Origin of the sequence: Pseudarthrobacter sp. NamE5, assembly GCF_005796225.1 — a bacterium.
Taxonomy (GTDB): domain Bacteria; phylum Actinomycetota; class Actinomycetes; order Actinomycetales; family Micrococcaceae; genus Arthrobacter.
The window spans coordinates 63,097-81,461 of the sequence record NZ_VAHO01000003.1 but is presented as its reverse complement, the minus strand read 5'-3'; the positions used below and the strand labels follow the sequence as shown (position 1 = coordinate 81,461).

The following is an 18,365-nucleotide window of genomic DNA, read 5'->3' as shown; positions in this document are numbered from 1 at the left end:
CATGAAAGCAGATCCTATGGAAACCACTACCGAAACGCTCACCTTTGCCGTTGCCGGCACAGACACAACAATCGAACTCACCGATTATTATGCTGTTGTGGCCGGATACACAGGCCGCGACGCCGCCGCAGTCCAGCACCACATCGATGAACTCGCCGCCATCGGTGTCGCACCCCCGCCGTCCGTACCGATGTTCTACCCGGTGGACAGCGAATCCGTAACCTCAGCCCCCGAACTCGGCGTCACCGGCGAACAAACTTCCGGTGAAATCGAACCCCTCTACATCAGGCACGACGGCCGCTACTACTTCGGCATCGCTTCGGACCACACCGACCGCCACATCGAAACAGTGGACATCGGCGATTCAAAACGCGCCTGCCCCAAACCGGTAGCCGGCACCGTCATCCCCGTCCCTGACCTGCAGGCCCTGTCACTGGATGACTGCCGGGCACGCAGCTGGGTTGACGGCAGGCTCTACCAAGACGGAACCCTCGACGGCCTGCGGACACCGGCCAACGTCGTCGAACTGCTCCTTGAGCGCAACGCCATCGGGGACCGCGACTTCGTCTGCCTCGGCGGGACCCTGCCCGTTATCGGCGGCGACTTCATCTATGGCCGCGAGTGGAAAATCGAACTCACCTTCCCGGACGGCACCACCATCGACCACAGATACATCATCACGAAAGGACACCAGTCATGAGGACCGGAGACGAATACATCAAGACGCTCAACGACGGACGCACCGTCCTGATCGACGGGCAAGCCGTTGAGAACGTCGCCGAACATCCTGCCTTCCGCAACGTCATTGGCACCATCGCCGAACTCTTCGACATCGCCGCGGACCCGGCAAACGGAATGCAGTACCACAGCGAAGAAATCAACGGCACCGCGAACCGCGTCTTCAGCATTCCCCGCACCCCGGAGGAACTGAAGCTGCGCCGCCAGGCGGTTGAACGCTGGGCCAAGCACACCCACGGCTGGGTCGGCCGCAGCCCCGATCACGTCGGCACCTTCTTCGCCGCCTTCGGCGCCCACCCCGAAGTCTTCGAGGACACCGAACGCGACTACGCCGGGAACATCACCCGCTACTACAAGCGCATTCTCGCCGAGAACCTGTATGTCTCCTACGCCATCATCCCCCCGCAGGTCTCCCGCGCCACAACAGCTTCCGGATGGGAAGGCGACTTCCTGCAGGTCGGTGTCGTCAGGGAAACCGACGAGGGCCTGATCGTCCGCGGATCACAAATGCTCGCCACCGGCGGCGCCATCGCCGACGAAGTGTTCGTCACCTGCATTAAGCCCCTCGGTCCGGATGACGTTGACTTCGCTATCAGCTTCGCGCTGCCCGCGGCCACCGAAGGCCTGAAGTTCCTCTGCCGCCGGCCGTTCGCGCCCGCCGCGACCAGTGAATTTGACTACCCGCTGACCAGCCACTACGACGAGCCGGACGCCCTCGTGGTCTTCGAAGACGTGCTGGTGCCCTGGGACCGGGTCTTCATCAATCGCAACATCGACACCCTGCGCCGGCAGTTCTTTGAAACCGGCGCACACGCCCTGGGCAACTGGCAAGCACAGACCCGGTTCACCACAAAACTGCAGTTCATCGCCGCCGTCGCACGCAAGGTCACCCAGGTGAACGGCACCGACAAAATTCCCGGCGTGCAGGAAAAGCTCGGCGAACTCGCAGCCGTCGTCTCATCCGTAGAGTCCGCCCTGATCGCGGCCGAATACAGCGCCGAAGCAGACTCCTCCGGCATGCTGGTACCCGGCAAACGCGCCCTCTACGGTGCCATGGGCCTGCAGTCAGAGACCTACCCCCGCGTCATCGCGATCCTGCGGGACCTCGTTGGCGGCGGCGTCCTGCAGCTGCCCTCAGGCGTCGTGGACATGAAGAGCCCAGTCACCGCACCGGACATCGAACGCTACATCGCCTCCCCCGGCGTTCCCAGCGAAGAGCGCATCAAGCTCTTCCGCCTCGCCTGGGACATCATCGGCTCGGAATTCGCCGGCCGACACCAGCAGTACGAGCTCTTCTACGCCGGCGCCCCGTTCGTCGTGAAGGGCGTCTACACCTACCGCAACTACGGCTACGAAGCGCAAGTCGCCGAACTCGACGAGTTCCTGGCAGGCTACGGCGTCGACGGCCGCAAGGAGGAGAACTAGCCATGCCAAAACCTGAAGTTGAATTCACTCCCACCTCATCGGTGGAATTCACCCCCTGCAACCCACCGATTGAAGGGCTATCCGAAGCCATCCTGGCCAGGAACACCGAAAACGACAGTGTCACCCGGATCCTCAAATTCGAACCCGGAACAGACACCTCCCCCAACGGTGTGCTGACCCATGACTTCTGGGAAGAAGTCTTCATCTTCGAAGGCTCCTTTGTTGACCAGCGCCTTGGAAAAACCTTCAAAGCCGGTGACTGGGCAACCCGTCCCCCGGGCATGGAACACGGCCCCTGGATCTCGGAGAACGGCGCAAAAATGTTCGAGGTGCGCTACTACCAGAACGGCAACAGCTGATGGGCGCTCCGGCAGCCTTCGCAGTCCCCGACGGGCTGGCAATGCGCCGCACCATGGGCAGGTTCCTCACAGGCGTCGCCGTCGTCACCACGGAAAACGCCGGTGAACAGTACGGGATGACCATCAACTCGTTGACGTCCATCAGCCTGGACCCACCCATCCTGATGATCTCGCTGAACTTCAACACCCGTACCGGTGACGCCGTCCTCGCCAGCGGAAAGTTCGCGATCTCCATCCTCGGAGCCAAACAGGAAGCCGTGGCGCGGCAATTCGCCCAACGCGGCGGAGCCCGCTTCGACGCCGGCGACTTCGACACCACCGAAGGCGGCCTGTCCGTAGTCCGAGGCGCCCTGTCCCAGGCAGAATGCAAAGTGGTCCACCAGTACGACATCGGCGACCATCAGGTGTTCTTCGGGCAGGTCACATCCTGCCGTGACCGGGATGGCGACGGACTGGCCTTCAGCGCCGGAAAATTCGGGTCCTTTCACGACTTCAACCACGACGCCATGCCCTGGACGTTCTAACCCGGCAACCTCGCAACCAGGAAGCCTCCCCTGCCCCACCAAGGGCAGGGGAGGCCTTTTGCACCTAACCCTTTGGTGAGCGTGCCGGCAGTCGGGAACAACAAGCCGGGCCAAATGTACGGCGTAGTCTCAGCGGACAGGAAGGGCCGATTGTGAACGTCATTTAGCTGTTCATAAGGGAGCCCGGACCGGGCTCCCTTATGAACAGCTAAAAGCCAATAATGGCTACTCGGGTCGAATTCAGATGGGAGTTAATGGCCTCGTGCGCGGATTCAAGGCTGCGTGCCCGAAGGGCGTCCACAATCGACTGATGTTCAGTCAGCACCTGATCGGCCCGGCCACTTCCCTTTGTAACAGCCAGTACCCCTATCCGAAGTTGGCGTTGCCGAAGGGAAGAATAGAAATCTGCAAGGATCGGGTTGCCTGCCGCCCTCACCATCAGGGTATGGAACTCTGTATCAAGCTCAATGAAACGGGCAGGATCATCGTGAGCATCCCGTTGCTGATCAATGAGGCCCTGCAACGCGTCGATCTGCCCTTCGTCCATGTCGTCCAGGCCCAAGACGGCCCACTTCTCCACGACCGAACGTGCCTGCAGGATCGCTCGTACGTCTGCGTCAGACATCGGAGGGACGTAGGCTCCCTTGTGAGGCACCCTTTTGATAAATCCTTCTGCCTCAAGCCGGAGGAGTGCCTCGCGGACTGGAGTGCGCGATGTTCCAGTCTCTTTGGTCAAGACAGCTTCATTAAGAAACGTCTCGGCATCCCTCGGCAGCGATGCTATGTAGCTTCTTAACCAGTTATATGCAGTCTCTGGCGCCGACTGGCTGGAGGGAGTCAACTGGGACACATCACGCCTTTCCTTGCAGATAACCAGTATACGAGTTGTCTCCGACCCGCGGCCTTCTAACCCGCACATGCCGCCCTTTGCGCCTAGCTTCTACATCCCTGAGCCTTTACAACGGGCTGAGTTTTCCGGGAGGCTCAGCTGGCAGCAGCTGCGCTCCAGCGGAGCCTGGTTCCCTAGGTACTACAAAAGCGGCGGCCACCTGTGGAAGGTGCCCGCCGCCGTCGTCCTGCCTGCTGCGAAAAAGCGTCAATCGTTAATGAGGTCGTTCACCACGATGGTCTGGTCCCGGTCCGGGCCAACTCCGATGGCGGAGAATCGTGTACCGGACAGCTTCTCCAACGCCAGCACGTAGTTGCGGGCATTTTCGGGCAGGTCCGCAAGGGTGCGGGCACCGGTGATGTCTTCGGTCCAGCCCTCGAAGTACTCAAAGATCGGCACGGCGTGGTGGAACTCGGTCTGCGTCATGGGCATTTCGTCGTGCCGGACACCGTCAACGTCGTAGGCCACGCAGACAGGAATCTGCTCGATGCCGGTCAGCACGTCAAGCTTGGTGACGAAGTAGTCCGTGAAGCCGTTGACTCGGGATGCATGGCGGGCCAGGACGGCGTCATACCAGCCGCAACGGCGCGGGCGGCCGGTGTTGACGCCGAACTCGCCGCCGGTCTTCTGCAGGTACACGCCCATCTCATCGAAGAGCTCAGTAGGGAACGGCCCGGCACCAACACGGGTGGTGTAGGCCTTGATGATGCCGATAGAGCGGGAGATGCGGGTAGGTCCTATGCCGGAGCCAACAGACGCACCGCCGGCCGTGGGGTTGGAGGAGGTCACGAACGGGTAGGTACCGTGGTCCACGTCCAGGAACGTGGCCTGCCCACCCTCCATCAGGACTACCTTGCCCTCGTCCAGGGCGGTGTTGAGGACCAGGGTGCTGTCGATGACCAGCGGACGGAGCCGCTCAGCGAAGGACAGGAAGTAGTCCACGATCTCGTCCACCACGACACTGCGGCGGTTGTAGACCTTGACCAGGAGTTCGTTCTTCTGCCGCAGGGAACCTTCCACCTTCTGGCGAAGGATCGACTCGTCGAAAACATCCTGCACGCGGACGCCCAGGCGGGCCACCTTGTCCATGTAGGCGGGACCGATGCCGCGGCCTGTGGTGCCAATGGCGCGGCTGCCAAGGAAACGTTCGGTCACCTTGTCCAGCACCTGGTGGTACGGGGCCACCAGGTGTGCGTTGGCAGAGACGCGGAGCTTGGACGTGTCGGCACCGCGGGCCTGCAGCCCGTCGATTTCCTGGAAGAGTGCCTCAAGGTTCACCACGCAGCCGTTGCCGATGATGGGAACAGCGTTGGGGCTGAGAATGCCTGCAGGCAGCAGCTTGAGTTCGTACTTTTCACCGCCTACGACGACGGTGTGCCCGGCGTTGTTGCCGCCGTTCGGCTTGACGACGTAGTCAACGCGGCCGCCAAGCAGGTCGGTTGCCTTGCCTTTACCTTCGTCGCCCCACTGGGCTCCTACGATCACAATTGCTGGCATGGGATCCTCCCCCATTCGTTCGGGCTGCCGGTTCCGGCCACAGCATGGCCGTCCCGTCAGCGCCGTTCATGAGAATGCCCCGAACGTACCGGCCTTCGCTGGTCCGCGGGCGGCGCAGCGACGCAAGAGTTCCGGGGCCCTTACCACCCAAGTTTAGCCGATGGGCCGCTTCGTCCACTTGATAACGCCGCCGCGGCCCGTCCTGCGGAGTAAAGGACTCCTGCAGGAAGGGACCGCGGCGGGCTGTCAGCGGGTGCTGCTATTCGTCGTCGGCTTCTTCTCCCGGGCGGGAGGTCTGGGTGGCGAGGCTGTCCCAGAAGGAGGTGTCGGCGTCGGCGATGGATCCGTCGGCGATGGCAGCGGCGGTGGCGGTCAGCGTGGTCACCGTCTGCTTGATCAGGTAACCGTTGCTGCGCAGCCCCAGGGCATAGCCGTCGAGGTAGTGGTCCGACATGCCGCGCATCTCGAACAGCAGGGTTGAGATGCCGTACTCCACGGCAATGCCGTTGCGGCTGATGGTTTCGGCACTGCCGCCCACATACTTGCCCAGGTGGCCCCAGCCGGTGGAGTCGACGTTCTCGAAGACAACGGCCCCCAGCTGCTTGGACTTTTCAACCACGACGGGATCAGCGTTGGGTGTGGTGGGATACAGGATGGACCCGGACACAAGCTCCCCGTCGCGCTGGCTGCGCGTGCCCTGGTGGTGCAGGTCGATCATGTAGTCGATGTTGTACTTGCGCATCACGTTGTTGTGCAGCGCCTGGGTTTCAGGCTGGACCTTGGCTACATGGTCGCGGTTGAGGTCCACCGCGTTGGCGTTGTAGCGGGTCATGTTGCGGTCCCCCTTGGCGATGTAGTCCTCCAGGGAGAAGTTCACGTCCCCCATTGCGCCGTCCGCGTTGAGCATGGGGACGATGAGGATGTTCACGCCGTCCAGGATGTCCCGGGACTTTCCGGTGCCGAGGTGCTTGACGAACTCCAGGGCGCCTTCGGTGGTGAGCTGCTCGTTGCCGTGCTGCTGCGTCAGGTAGAGGATGGTGGGCTTGGCCGGGTCCGAGACGTACTTGACCAGGTGGATGTCCCGGCCTTTCACGGTCTGGCCGATCACCTCAAGCTCCATGGCGGACTGGCGGGCGTCCTGGTCTTTGAGGAACGAGACCATCTGGTCATAGGTGGCAAGCTTCGATGTGGTGATTTGGCCGTTGCCGTCATAGCTGGGGCCTTCGCCCACGGCCATCGCCGGTGCCGGCGCAGCCACGACCGCCAGGGCCAGGGCTCCGGAAACTGCCAAAGTCCTGAGGTTTGCCAGGGTTTTTCTCACGTTGCTTTACCTCTTCTGAGTGGGTGCGTCCAGCCTGCCATGTCCCCCATTGCAGGCTGTGACAAAAAGCCAACCAACCTGGACGGGGGCTGTCAATGCCTATGACTGGAACCTGCAGGCAGTTATTACGTTTTGAAAACCTGCCGCCGCGGGACGCGGGCCGACACATTCCCGGCGCAAATTTGCTCCCGGGCGGGAGCTTGGCTTTAAGTGAGAGTAACCATCCGGAGCGGCTGAGAGACCTGGCTCAATGACGCCGCAGCAACCCACTTGGAGCAGCTGGTACCTGCCCATGAAGGTGCTACTGCCAGGACCGATGGAAAGGAATTCCAGCATGCCCCTGAACACCGACCACATCCGCGTCACCCACGCCGGATCATTGCCCCGCACCCCTGAACTGATTGCCGCCAATGCCGCCCGCGAGGAAAACCCGGCCGACGTCGAGGGTTACAACGAGCTCCTCACCGCTTCCGTGGTCGACCTGGTCCAGCGCCAGCAGAGCCTCGGCATCGACATCCCCAACGACGGCGAGTACGGGCACGCGATGTCCGCAGCAGTGGATTACGGCGCCTGGTGGTCCTACTCCTTTGCCCGCATGGGCGGGCTGGAGCTGGACAACGACGCGAAGTGGGCTGTTGAACCGAAGGAGTCAAGCCCAGGCAACGTCCAGCTGACCGGATTCATCCACCGCCGTGACCGCACCATCTTCGCCGAGGCCTACAACGACCCCACCAGCGGAATCTTCACGGGCGGCCCGAAGCCGTTCCCGAAGGTGACCGGGCCGCTCACCTACACCGGCCAGGAGGCGGTGGACTCGGACATCGCCAACCTCAAGGCGGGCCTTGCCGCGGCCGGTCTGAAGGAAGGCTTTGTTGCCGCGCTCTCCCCCGGCAGCGCCTCCCGCATCACCAACGAGTACTACGCCACGGAGGAGGAGTACATCTACGCCTGCGCCGACGTGCTGCGCGAAGAGTACAAAGCGATCGTTGACGCCGGCCTGATCCTGCAGATCGACGATCCCTCCATTGCCGAGAACTGGGACCAGATCAGCCCGGAGCCTTCCGTGGAGGACTACCTCAAGTTCACCCGGATCCGGGTGGAGGCCCTGAACTATGCCCTCCGCGGCCTTCCCGAGGAGCAAGTCCGGTTCCATCTCTGCTGGGGCTCCTGGCACGGCCCGCACACCACCGACCTTCCCCTTGCGGACCTGGTGGACACCATGCTGGAGATCAACGCCGGCGGCTACTCCTTTGAGGCCGCCAATGTCCGGCATGAGCATGAATGGCGCGTATGGGAGGACACCAGGCTTCCCGAGGGCAAGGTCATCATTCCCGGCATCGTCTCGCACGCCACCAACGTGGTGGAGCACCCGAACCTGGTGGCGGACCGCATCGTCCGCTTCGCCGACGTGGTGGGCCGGGAGAACGTCATTGCCTCAACCGACTGCGGCCTCGGCGGACGCGTCCACCCGCAAATCGCCTTCGCCAAGCTTGAGGCCCTGGGCGAGGGGGCCAGGCGGGCCACCAAGCGGCTCTGGTAGCAGCCAGCCCTTCACAGCCAGAGCGCGCCGGTTCCGTGCCCCAACCTGCGGGTGCACGGGACCGGCGTTTCGTTTCCCCGGGCTTGCTAAACTGGGCAAGGCCGACCCGGAATCGGTTCACCCCAACTAACCGCCGCTGATGAACTGCGCCGCCGTGCGCCCATTTTCAGCGGTGGAAGCACCAGCAATCCCCGCAGGAGACCCAGCACTACATGACAGCCCTGGCACCCGAATCCTTCCATGAGCAGCTCCTGAGCCGCCGTTACGAACCCAACGTTGCCGCCGTGAACGAGCTGTGCGATTCCCTCCAGGACGCCAGGCCCGGCAGCGTCGTGCCCTACGTGGACCCCATGCACGATGTGGACGAGTGCCGCATCATCAGCCTCTTCTCAAACATCGGTGAGGCCGACCAGTCCGGATTCATCAACCCGGGTGACCAGGACGCCGCAACGCGGATGCTCGGCATTCAGTGGAAGCTGGGCCTGCGCCCCGAGTTCGTGATGCCGTGGAACGTCCACCCCTGGCACACAGCAGGCGAGGCCAACGGCAAGTTCACTCCGGACCAGATCCAGGCCGGCCTGAAGCCGTTGCTCAAGTTCCTGGCGCTCGTACCCCGCGCCTCGGTGATCGTTGCCCACGGCACCGAAGCCAACCGCCTGGCCAACCTGCTGCTGAAGACGGAAGTCCCGTTGCTCTGGCGCCGCGGCCTGAAAACCTACAAGGTCCGGTCCCTCAGCGGCCGCGCCTTCGCCGGTTCACCGGCCCGCCAGGAGGAATTCCTCGAAGACATGCGCGCCGCTTACGCGGACGCCATGGCCCGCACCGGACTGCAGAAGGCATAACCAAAGAATGGGCCCACGCCCGCAGCGTTCCCTGGCCGGGCTTGCGAGGCGGGGGTGCGGGTGGAGAACGACGGCGGGCGGTCACCTTTTCGAGAAGGTGACCGCCCGCCGTCGAGCTTAAACCGCTGGTCGTTACTTCGCTTCGATCGCTGCCTTCGCTGCAGGGTCGGAGTCGTTGAGGAACTTTTCGATCCGCTCCGGCTCGTCTGCTTCTCCGATGGCAGCCGCTGCGCGGCCCAGCGAGTACAGGGCCCGCAGGAAGCCGCGGTTGGGCTCGTGCTCCCACGGGATCGGTCCCACACCGCGCCAGCCGTTGCGGCGCAGCGAGTCCAGTCCGCGGTGGTAGCCCACCCGGGAGTAGGCGTAGGAATCGATGGTGCGCCCCTCCGCCCACGCCTCTTCCGCGAGCAGCGCCCACAGCAGCGAGGACGTGGGGTGCTTGGCCACGAGGTCCAGCGGCTCCTGGCCCGCGTCCAGCTGCTGGTAGACCTCGGTCTCGGCAGGCAGGAGCGTGGGCTCGGGGCCCATCAGGTTCCTACGGAACTCGTCGGACATGCCTAGAAGGTCTTTCCGGCGGAACCGAGCTGCTTGGTGGCTTCCACCACGCGGGCTGCCAGACCGGCTTCGGCGGCTGCGCCCCAGACGCGGGGGTCGTAGGTCTTCTTGTTGCCCACTTCGCCGTCAACCTTCAGGACGCCGTCGTAGTTCTTGAACATGTGGTGTGCCACCGGACGCGTGTAGGCGTACTGGGTGTCGGTGTCGATGTTCATCTTGATGGTGCCGTAGGACACTGCGTCCGCGATCTCCTGGTCGGAGGAGCCGGAGCCGCCGTGGAACACGAGGTCGAACGGGCTGTCCTTGCCGATCCGGGCGCCCACCTGGGCCTGGATATCCTTGAGGATCTCCGGGCGGAGCTTCACGCCGCCGGGCTTGTACACGCCATGGACGTTGCCGAAGGTCAGTGCGGTGATGTAGCGCCCGTTCTCGCCGGCGCCGAGTGCCTCAACGGTTGCCAGGGCGTCTTCAACCGTGGTGTACAGCTTCTCGTTGATCTCGTTCTCAACGCCGTCCTCTTCGCCGCCCACGGTGCCGATCTCAACCTCGAGGATCATCTTGGCGGCAGCGGTGCGCTCCAGCAGTTCGCGGGCGATGCGCAGGTTCTCCTGCAGGGTCTCCGCGGAACCGTCCCACATGTGGGAGTTGAACAGCGGGTTGCGGCCGGCCTTGACCTCAGCTTCGGAAGCGGCCAGCAGCGGCAGGACGAAACCGTCCAGCTTGTCCTTGGGGCAGTGGTCCGTGTGCAGGGCGATGTTGACGTTGTAGCTCTTGGCCACCTCGCGGGCAAAAGCCGCGAAGCCAAGGGAACCGGCAACCATGTCCTTGGTGGACGCGCCGGACCAGTAGGCCGCGCCGCCGGTGGAGACCTGCACGATGCCGTCGGACTCAGCTTCGGCGAAGCCGCGGAGGGCAGCGTTCAGCGTCTGCGAGGACGTCACGTTCACGGCCGGGAAAGCGAAGCCGCCCGCCTTTGCGCGGTCGATCATTTCGGAGTAGATCTCTGGGGTTGCAATGGGCATGCTGACTCCTATGCTGAGGTTCGTCTGTGGGCTGGTAACCCTGGAGTACCGCTTACGGCTAGCACCATCCTAGCCAGTTCCGCCCGGAGAGTGCTGTGGGTTACGCCCTACCCGCACCCTGACCCCGCAAGCTCAGCCAGGTAACCCTCCGGGCGCGGGCCCACCACGCGCACTTCGGCTCCGCGTGCCGGCTACCAACTCCTCCACGGTCAGTAGACCGGCAAGGTCCAGCCACGTCGGCGCAGGCGAAGTGAGCCGGACGCCGTCGTACTCCACCACCTCACCAGGGTGGAAGGTCAGCAGGTGCCCCGGGAAACCGTGAACAGGTCTTTTGCTGTCGTGCGAGTTCGGGTGATCCCTGCCTTGTCCGAGGCCCGGAGTGAGAAAGAGCCGCTGGTCAAATGATCGGGGAGGATGGTCCTGCGCATCCCTCATTCTGGCCTGTCCGTGCTGCCCGTCGGGAGTTATCCACAGCCCTGGAGCCCTAGCCCCGTGCGAAGTGACACTTATCGGCAATTGGGTCCCTCGGGATTGCGGCTAAGTGCTATGTCGCGGGAAGGGGAGGCGCTAACGTGCTGGTTGAACACGTGCCGGCGCACCCACGCGTGCATGGCGATGGCTGCTGCCGACGCGGCGTTGATGGACCGGGTGGAGCCGAACTGCTCAATGGACAGGGTGGCGACGGCGGCCTCGTGCACTTCGGGGGTCAGGCCGGGTCCTTCCTGGCCGAACACCAGCACGCAGTCCCTGGGCAGATCGTAGGTTTCCAGCGGCACCGAGTCGGGGAAGATGTCGACGCCGATGATCGCCAGCCCCTCCCCCTGCGCCCACGCCACAAAGTCCTCCACGGTGGCGTGGTGGCGCACGTGCTGGTAGCGGTCGGTGACCATGGCGCCGCGCCGGTTCCACCGCCGTCGGCCGATAATGTGCACTTCCTTGGCGAGGAAGGCGTTGGCGGTCCGCACCACCGTGCCGATGTTAAGGTCATGCTGCCAGTTCTCGATGGCCACATGGAAGTTGTGGCGCCTGGAGTCCAGCTCCGCCACGATCGCCTCATGCTTCCAGTAGCGGTACTTGTCCAGCACGTTGCGCCTGTCACCGTCGGCCAGTAGATCCGGGTCCCAGTGGTCGCCTTCCGGCAGTTCGCCCTCCCAGGGCCCGACGCCGACCTCCGCCTTAGCGGGGTCTGGTTCCTGGGTCTGGGCCTCCTCTGGCTCGGGTTGGGGCTCGTTTGTCATACCGGGCGTTTGGTTCACCCCTCAACACTAGACTGGACCTTTCGGGCTTTTATTACAGGCGGAGGCAGGCATGGCAGAAGCGGACGAGGTCAAGGGCAATCCGGCGGTTTACCGAAGCGGCCAGGACATTGAATGCTGGCTGACGGACATGGACGGCGTGCTGGTCCACGAGAACCAGCCGATTCCCGGTGCAGCTGAGCTGATCCAGCGGTGGGTGGACACGTCCAAGCGCTTCCTGGTGCTGACCAACAACTCCATCTTCACCCCGCGCGACCTTGCTGCGCGGCTGCGGTCCTCCGGCCTGGAAGTCCCGGAGGAAAACATCTGGACCTCCGCCCTGGCCACCGCGCAGTTCCTCAAGGACCAGGTGCGTTCGGAATCGGGCAACAGGGCCTACACCATAGGCGAGGCAGGACTCACGACGGCGCTGCACGAGGCGGGCTTCATCCTCACCGACCAAAATCCGGACTTCGTGGTGCTTGGCGAAACCCGCACCTATTCCTTCGAGGCGATCACCACCGCCATCCGGCTGATCCTCGCCGGTGCCCGGTTCATCGCCACGAACCCGGATGCCACCGGCCCGTCGAAGGACGGCCCCATGCCCGCCACGGGGGCGATCGCAGCCCTGATCACCAAGGCAACGGGACGGGAGCCGTACATCGTGGGCAAGCCGAATCCGATGATGTTCCGTTCCGCGATGAACCAGATCGACGCCCACTCCGAGACCACCGCCATGATCGGCGACCGCATGGACACTGACATCATCGCCGGCATGGAGGCAGGCCTGCACACCGTCCTGGTCCTCAGCGGGATCACCCACAAGGACGACATCGCCGCCTACCCGTTCCGGCCCAACCAGGTGTTGAACTCGGTGGCGGACCTGAAGAACCAGATCTAGGAGCCGGCCCTAGAACACCGTCACGCGGGATCCACCACGGGGCAGCGGGAAGTTTTCATCCAGCAGCTCGTCCAAAAGGGGCCGGTAGACGTGGGAATTCCAGCCAGGACTGGCATGGGCGGGCCTGGCGCCTTCAGTGTGGAGGCTGCTGGAGACCATGTTGGCCTTGAAGGCTACTGCCCAGGCCTCCACCGCCGTCTGGTATCGGACGGTGCGGTCCCGGGGATTGCCGATATACGCCATTTTCGCGCCGCCGATTTTGCCCGCGAACCGGCTGCCGTCGAAGTGATAGATGTAGGCCGACTCCGACTGGATGAGGAGGCTGGACGGGGCAATGGGCGACAGCTGTTCGAGGGTCTGGTCGAGGATCTGCCGCCAGGTGCGTTCGTCCTTATGGATCACCCGCTCCCCCAGCTCATAACCGCCACGGAGGGCGGAGGGGAAGCGGAAACCGCGCTCGTACAGGAACACCACACCGTCGAACCAGCTCTGGTCCAGCACGTCGTGCTTGCTGTAAGGGCTGGAGTCCAGCACGATGAACTGTACTTCCAAGCCGTGGATTTCCAGCAGGCGAGCGGCCACCTGGGTGGCGACCATTCCCCCGAAGCTGTGGCCGTAGAAGAAGAGCTTGGTCAGTTTCTGGGCACGGACATGCTCAATGACGGCAATCACAATGGCGTCGATGTCCAGGCCTTGATTAGAATAGCCCACGGCTGCCAGCCGGGCCCGCTTGTTCAGCGCCCCGCGCAGCGAGTTCAGGATCCACTGGGCTTCCTCCCAGCTGGTCTTGTAGCCGGGAAACAGGAACCAGCTGGCGTCCGGGTAATAGGTATCCGCGAAATCGTCCGGGACAGTGAGGATCCTGTCCGTCCTGCGCTGGGACTGCACCTCCCGGGTGAGGAGCATGTCGGCCGCAAGCAGGCCCGAGGCCCCGGCGCCCGCCAGGAATCCGCGACGGGAAAATTGCTTGAGGGCAGCACTTTCCGCCAGCAGCCGGGCCCCCGAAACCCCGCGCCGGTCCTGCGAATTTACCTCCCCCTCATACGGCACACCCCTACCGTAGGCACACCGGAAGACGCCCCCGCAAGCAGCTCGGTGTAACCATTCAGCGACAGCTGGTCAGCAGTGGCTTCTCAGCTGGCGGCCTGGCCCTCCGAGCCCGTAAGCGGTGCGACGCTGCCCTGTTGGCGCCGCAGCAGTTCCTGGCCAATGTCCGTGTACCGGCCCAGCAGGTCCGAGCCCGCGAAGGCTTTCGGGTTGTCCAGCAGGGCGAAAATCGAGTCACTCGCGGTCAGCAGCTCCCCGTCCGAGTACTCCTCCAGCGGCCGGCCGAACAGCTCCTCGAAGCGGGGGTCCGGCAGCAGCGGGAGGCCCTCGGCCGGGTCCTGTCCGTCCTCCGGAAAATCGGCAAAGCCGTCCAGGAGTGCCAGCGGCTGTTCATGGGAACCGGCCAGATCCCAGTCGACACCCGGGGAAAGATCCAGCGAAACGCCACTGCCGTAAATCCCCGGAAGGGTATTAGTGTCGATCGCATTCAAGTCGCTGCGGAGACCTGCCAAGGCGGAGGACTCCACCAGTTCGGCCCAGGAAAGGTCGACGCGGATATGGGAACGGATGCCCATCCGCCTGATCCGGCGAATAGTGTGGAGAAGTTCGGGGCGGGAGCCGCCATCGAGGCTGCCCCGGACTTCTATCCGGACGACGTCGGCGGGGACGTCAAGGTTAACGAGGGCATTCAAGGCGCGGTCCATAGGTACTCCAAAAGAGGGTGTCTATGGCCGACGGCTCAACCTCGGTAAGCGTAACCTCCCGCCAGTCCAGACACAACCCGCCAGTAACAAGGAAGGAAGCTTGCTAACCCGTTCTGTCCGCCTGGGTTGCCCTGGGTTCTTCGAAATGGGTCCGGGTGCCGGCACCGCCTACAGAATCCACCAGCGATTTGGCGATGTCCCTCAGCTTGGTGTTCGTGTTGCTGGAAGCTTCGGTGAGAATACCGACTGCAGTTTCCTGGCTGCACCGGTTCTGGGCCATGACGACGCCGATGGCGATATCGATGATGGTCCGGGATTCCAGGGTTGCCCGAAGGTTTGCCGCGCTGTCTGTGTGCAGCGAGAACCGCACTGCAAGCCGCAGCGCCTGGGAAATCTCCCGAGTGTATTCCCGGGCCCGGGCAGTGGCCTGGTCATTGAACTTGTGCGGCGCGTCGGAGTAGAGGTTCAGCGCCGCCTTCGCTTCCCCCTGCAGGTGGAAGGGCAGGGAGAGCACCGAGCGCAGCCCGTGGGAAGCCACGGCGGACGCGTAGTCCGGCCCCCACCGGTTCTCCTCATACAGGTCCGGAACGTGGACCTCCCGTTCCTCCCGGGCAGCGGTAAGGCACGGGCCCTGGGAGAGCGAATACTGGATCTCATCCACTTCCCGGGCGGAATCGCTGCTCCAGCCAATGGTGGCAGCCTTCCGGTCGCGCAGCAGCGTGATTCCGCACAGCGCGTCATCCCCGTCGCCAGCCATCTGGTGGGCGGAAAAGCGTGCGAGTTCGTTGATGAATTTCTCGAAATCGGCGCTCTCCAGAATGAGGTTCTGGACCTGGTCAGTGGCACTCAAGGGCTGTTCAGGGGGGAGCATGGTGCACGTTCTCCGTACGAGGAATTAGGGACTATGCCTAATCGTAGCTAGGAAAGCCCCAGTTCGTCCTTGCCGAAGGCGAACAGGTAGGGAACGCCTGTTTCAGCCTCGATCTTTTCCTTGGCGCCGGTGTCACGGTCCACGATCACGGCCACGGCCACTACATTCCCGCCGGCCTTCCGCACACCCTCCACAGCCGTCAGCGCCGAGCCGCCTGTTGTAGACGTATCTTCAAGGACCAGGACCTTCCGGCCTTCCACGGACGGCCCCTCCACCTGGCGTCCCATGCCATAGGACTTCTGCGCTTTGCGTACCACAAAGGCGTCAACAGTCCGGCCCGCATCCACTGCCGCGTGCATGACGGCCGTACCAACAGGATCCGCGCCCATGGTGAGCCCGCCTGCGCATTCAAAATCAATCCCGGCTTCGTCCGCCAGTGCGAGCATGACCTGGCCCACGAGCCTGGAGGCCTCGTGATGCAGCGTGACGCGGCGGAGGTCGATGTAGTAGTCGGCCTCGGCTCCGCTGGAAAGGATCACCTTGCCGCGGACAACAGCGAGTTCCTTGATCAGTTCCAGCAGGCGGGCACGGGCGGCAGCAGTGTCAACTGCTGTATCACTGGGGGAAGTCATGGGCTCCAGTTTAGTGGGTCAGGGGGCCGGGACGCGGCGGGCGAAAGCGGGTGCATGCTCGGGCAGCGGCCCGAACGCGATGATCCTGGGCAGGACCCGCCCAACCACCGGGGCGTGCCGGACGATGAACAGCATGACCGGCAGCGGCCGGGGCCTCTTCCCGGCGAACAATGGAACGAATATTGCCCTGTGCATGATTCGCTGGACATTCTGGACAACTGCGGTGGGCATCCGGCGGCGCCGCTCTACCCGCGCAAGATCCTTCGTTGTCACCCGGCTCGAAAGCAGGCCGGGTGCCAGTTTTGCGGCTGTTGCCACGGCGTCCTGGATTGCGAGGTTGATTCCCACTCCCCCTGCCGGCGACATGGCATGGGCGGCATCGCCAATACAGAGGAGACCGTCCACGTACCACCGCTTCAGCCGGTCCAGCCGGACATCCAGCCAGTGCAGGTCATCCACCGAACGGATGGCGTCCACACGTTCGGCCAGGTCGGGGCGGAGCCGGGCAACCCGCTCCCGGAAACGCTTTACGCCTTCGGCGCGGATCCGGGCATCCGAACCTTTGGGGGCGAGGTATCCCATCTGGTAGTAGTCATCGCGGAACAGGGCAATCATCGCCTCACGGTGGCCGAAGGCAGGCACCACGCCGGCCACCACCCCCTTTTCGGAAGCCGGGCGCGGGAGTTTGAACCACCAGGTGTCGAACGGCACGGGATACTGCTTCGGCTGCAGCCCCGCTGCGCGCCGCAGCACCGAATGGCGTCCATCAGTGGCCACCACCAGGTCGGCATGCAGCACCCCTTCCCGGTTCGGTCCGCCGTCCTGGACCACGTTCCCGCCGCCACCGCGTCTCCGGTAGCTCACGCCGGTGACGCGGCCGCCGTCGAACACCAATCCCGTGGCCTCATGCTGCATCAGGAGCGTGAAGGACGGTTCCCGCGCCGCCTCGGAAGCCAGGAAGTTGAGGAAGTCCCACTGCGGCATCATGGCGATGTAGTTGTACGGTGGCTTCAGACCGGAGAAATCCCCCACGGTGACCAGCCCGGCTCCCGGGATGGGGAAGGCCACCTGGTTCAGCCGGCTCTGCGGGAGCCTGCGGAAGCCCGCGCCCAGGCCGAGTTCGTCAATCAGCCGCACCGTGGACGCGTGAACGGTGTCGCCGCGGAAATCGCGCAGGAAATCGCCATGCTTTTCCAGGACCGTGACCTGCACCCCGGCCCGGGCGAGCAGCAGGCCCAGCATCATCCCGGCCGGGCCGCCGCCGACAACGGCGCACCCCGTTCGCTCCATGCACCCACGCTACGCCCGGGAAGCCACCTCCACCACGGTGCCGCCACGGCCGGCACTTCCGGCGGAACAGTTGAGCGTTTTCGGCGCCGCTGGCTAGGCTGGTCCACATGCGCGAACTCCAGGCAAGCATCATTGAAGAAATGGGCGTACAGCCCCGGATCGATCCTGCCGGGGAGGTGCGCAAACGCGTCACGTTCCTTAAGGACTACCTCAAGGCCACCCATACCAAGGGCTTCGTCCTGGGCATCTCCGGCGGCCTGGATTCGTCACTGGCCGGCAAGCTAGCCCAGTTGGCCGTGGAGGAGCTCGAGGCCGAAGGCGTGGAGGCCAACTTCGTTGCCGTGCGGCTGCCCTACGGCGTCCAGCATGACGAGGAAGACGCCCAGGCAGCCATGGACTTCATCCGGCCCAAGACCGAGTGGACGTTCAACATTTCCGCTGCCGTGGACGCCTTCGAGGATGAGTTTGAGAAAACCGTGGGAACTGAAATTTCGGACTTCCACAAGGGCAACACCAAGGCGCGGACCCGCATGACCGCCCAGTATGCCCTGGCAGGAGAACACAACTACCTGGTGATCGGCACGGACCACGGCGCCGAGTCCGTCACGGGCTTCTTCACCAAGTACGGTGACGGCGGCGCGGACATCCTTCCGCTGTTCGGCCTGAACAAACGGCAGAACCGCGCGCTCCTGGCCGAGCTGGGGGCGCCCGCCCGCGTGTGGGAAAAGGTGCCCACGGCGGACCTGCTGGATGACAAGCCCGGCCGCACCGACGAGGACGAGCTCGGGCTGAGCTATGACCAGATCGACGATTACCTGGAAGGCCGGGAGGTTCCCGACTCCGTGGCTGAGCTGATCGAAGAGAAATACCTGCGGACCCGGCACAAGCGCACGGTTCCCGTTACCATCTTCGACATCTGGTGGAAGCACCAGGGTCCGGAAGAGCCGCGCACAGGACTCTAATTACCAGTCAA

The 18,365-nt window shown here is 63.9% G+C and carries 19 protein-coding genes, 1 pseudogene and 1 riboswitch; of the genes and pseudogenes, 8 read left to right on the top strand and 12 right to left on the bottom strand.

From position 1 onward, the window contains the following. Position 1 precedes the first annotated feature (1 nt). From FDW84_RS05620 to FDW84_RS05605, 4 genes are read left to right on the top strand one after another with little or no spacing between them, the layout of a single operon-like run. Positions 2–700, top strand: a complete 699-nt coding sequence (locus tag FDW84_RS05620; protein ID WP_240721396.1) for a DUF2848 family protein — start codon at positions 2–4, stop codon at positions 698–700. Continuing rightward, positions 697–2,163 carry a 4-hydroxyphenylacetate 3-hydroxylase family protein gene (locus FDW84_RS05615; RefSeq protein ID WP_138607389.1) on the top strand — a complete coding sequence of 489 codons (1,467 nt, stop codon included), beginning with the start codon at positions 697–699 and terminating at the stop codon, positions 2,161–2,163. Before FDW84_RS05620 ends, FDW84_RS05615 begins: the two co-directional genes overlap by 4 nt. 2 nt (positions 2,164–2,165) lie before the next feature. Then, positions 2,166–2,522, top strand: a complete 357-nt coding sequence (locus tag FDW84_RS05610; RefSeq protein ID WP_138607387.1) for a cupin domain-containing protein — start codon at positions 2,166–2,168, stop codon at positions 2,520–2,522. Beyond that, complete coding sequence (locus tag FDW84_RS05605; RefSeq protein WP_205754727.1) at positions 2,522–3,046, top strand: flavin reductase family protein; 525 nt, start codon at positions 2,522–2,524, stop codon at positions 3,044–3,046. The genes FDW84_RS05610 and FDW84_RS05605 overlap by 1 nt, the downstream gene beginning before the upstream one ends. A 208-nt stretch (positions 3,047–3,254) precedes the next feature. Here FDW84_RS05605 and FDW84_RS19660 read toward each other — a convergent pair whose 3' ends face one another. The 4 genes and pseudogenes from FDW84_RS19660 to FDW84_RS05590 form a co-directional block, all read right to left on the bottom strand. Further along, a complete protein-coding gene (locus FDW84_RS19660) occupies positions 3,255–3,671 on the bottom strand; it encodes a GntR family transcriptional regulator (protein ID WP_240721414.1) in 417 nt (138 codons plus the stop codon). An 18-nt stretch (positions 3,672–3,689) separates the two neighbouring features. Next, positions 3,690–3,965, bottom strand: a pseudogene (locus tag FDW84_RS19655) (GntR family transcriptional regulator); the annotation flags it as partial. A gap of 177 nt (positions 3,966–4,142) precedes the next feature. Continuing rightward, complete coding sequence (locus tag FDW84_RS05595) at positions 4,143–5,432, bottom strand: adenylosuccinate synthase (protein ID WP_138607382.1); 1,290 nt, start codon at positions 5,430–5,432, stop codon at positions 4,143–4,145. A gap of 259 nt (positions 5,433–5,691) precedes the next feature. Further along, positions 5,692–6,753, bottom strand: coding sequence for a M14 family zinc carboxypeptidase (locus FDW84_RS05590; RefSeq protein WP_138607380.1), 1,062 nt, complete (start codon positions 6,751–6,753; stop codon positions 5,692–5,694). A gap of 217 nt (positions 6,754–6,970) precedes the next feature. Then, positions 6,971–7,076, top strand: a riboswitch (SAM riboswitch). An 11-nt stretch (positions 7,077–7,087) separates the two neighbouring features. On the opposite strand from FDW84_RS05590, the gene FDW84_RS05585 reads away from it, so the two are divergent. Further along, the gene (locus FDW84_RS05585; RefSeq protein WP_138607378.1) at positions 7,088–8,293 is read left to right on the top strand and encodes a cobalamin-independent methionine synthase II family protein; all 1,206 of its coding nucleotides are present in this window, start codon (positions 7,088–7,090) and stop codon (positions 8,291–8,293) included. Between the two features lie 212 nt (positions 8,294–8,505). Next, positions 8,506–9,135, top strand: coding sequence for a uracil-DNA glycosylase family protein (locus tag FDW84_RS05580; RefSeq protein WP_138607376.1), 630 nt, complete (start codon positions 8,506–8,508; stop codon positions 9,133–9,135). Between the two features lie 132 nt (positions 9,136–9,267). Here the strand turns inward: FDW84_RS05580 and FDW84_RS05575 are convergent, their stop codons facing one another. From FDW84_RS05575 to FDW84_RS05560, 3 genes are all read right to left on the bottom strand, one after another. After that, positions 9,268–9,690: a DUF3151 domain-containing protein gene (locus FDW84_RS05575; RefSeq protein WP_138607374.1), complete on the bottom strand. Its 423-nt coding sequence runs from the start codon at positions 9,688–9,690 to the stop codon at positions 9,268–9,270. 2 nt (positions 9,691–9,692) lie between these two features. After that, positions 9,693–10,712, bottom strand: coding sequence for a class II fructose-bisphosphate aldolase (gene fbaA / locus FDW84_RS05570; RefSeq protein ID WP_138607372.1), 1,020 nt, complete (start codon positions 10,710–10,712; stop codon positions 9,693–9,695). Positions 10,713–11,218: 506 nt separating this feature from the next. Then, positions 11,219–11,950 (bottom strand): TrmH family RNA methyltransferase, encoded by a 732-nt coding sequence (locus FDW84_RS05560; protein ID WP_138607370.1) that lies wholly within the window; start codon positions 11,948–11,950, stop codon positions 11,219–11,221. 70 nt (positions 11,951–12,020) lie between these two features. Between FDW84_RS05560 and FDW84_RS05555 the strand changes: the two genes are divergently transcribed. Further along, complete coding sequence (locus FDW84_RS05555; RefSeq protein WP_138132860.1) at positions 12,021–12,848, top strand: HAD-IIA family hydrolase; 828 nt, start codon at positions 12,021–12,023, stop codon at positions 12,846–12,848. 9 nt (positions 12,849–12,857) lie between these two features. Here the strand turns inward: FDW84_RS05555 and FDW84_RS05550 are convergent, their stop codons facing one another. From FDW84_RS05550 to FDW84_RS05530, 5 genes are all read right to left on the bottom strand, one after another. Then, positions 12,858–13,898: an alpha/beta fold hydrolase gene (locus FDW84_RS05550; protein WP_138607368.1), complete on the bottom strand. Its 1,041-nt coding sequence runs from the start codon at positions 13,896–13,898 to the stop codon at positions 12,858–12,860. Between the two features lie 83 nt (positions 13,899–13,981). After that, complete coding sequence (locus tag FDW84_RS05545; RefSeq protein WP_138607366.1) at positions 13,982–14,599, bottom strand: hypothetical protein; 618 nt, start codon at positions 14,597–14,599, stop codon at positions 13,982–13,984. A gap of 103 nt (positions 14,600–14,702) precedes the next feature. Further along, complete coding sequence (locus FDW84_RS05540; protein ID WP_138607364.1) at positions 14,703–15,470, bottom strand: GAF and ANTAR domain-containing protein; 768 nt, start codon at positions 15,468–15,470, stop codon at positions 14,703–14,705. 47 nt (positions 15,471–15,517) lie between these two features. Next, complete coding sequence (pyrE, locus tag FDW84_RS05535) at positions 15,518–16,102, bottom strand: orotate phosphoribosyltransferase (protein WP_138607362.1); 585 nt, start codon at positions 16,100–16,102, stop codon at positions 15,518–15,520. A gap of 18 nt (positions 16,103–16,120) precedes the next feature. Next, complete coding sequence (locus FDW84_RS05530; RefSeq protein ID WP_138607360.1) at positions 16,121–17,392, bottom strand: FAD-dependent oxidoreductase; 1,272 nt, start codon at positions 17,390–17,392, stop codon at positions 16,121–16,123. A 107-nt stretch (positions 17,393–17,499) separates the two neighbouring features. Here FDW84_RS05530 and nadE point away from each other — a divergent pair, with 107 nt between their 5' ends. Further along, positions 17,500–18,354, top strand: coding sequence for an ammonia-dependent NAD(+) synthetase (nadE, locus tag FDW84_RS05525; RefSeq protein ID WP_138607358.1), 855 nt, complete (start codon positions 17,500–17,502; stop codon positions 18,352–18,354). Positions 18,355–18,365 lie beyond the last annotated feature (11 nt).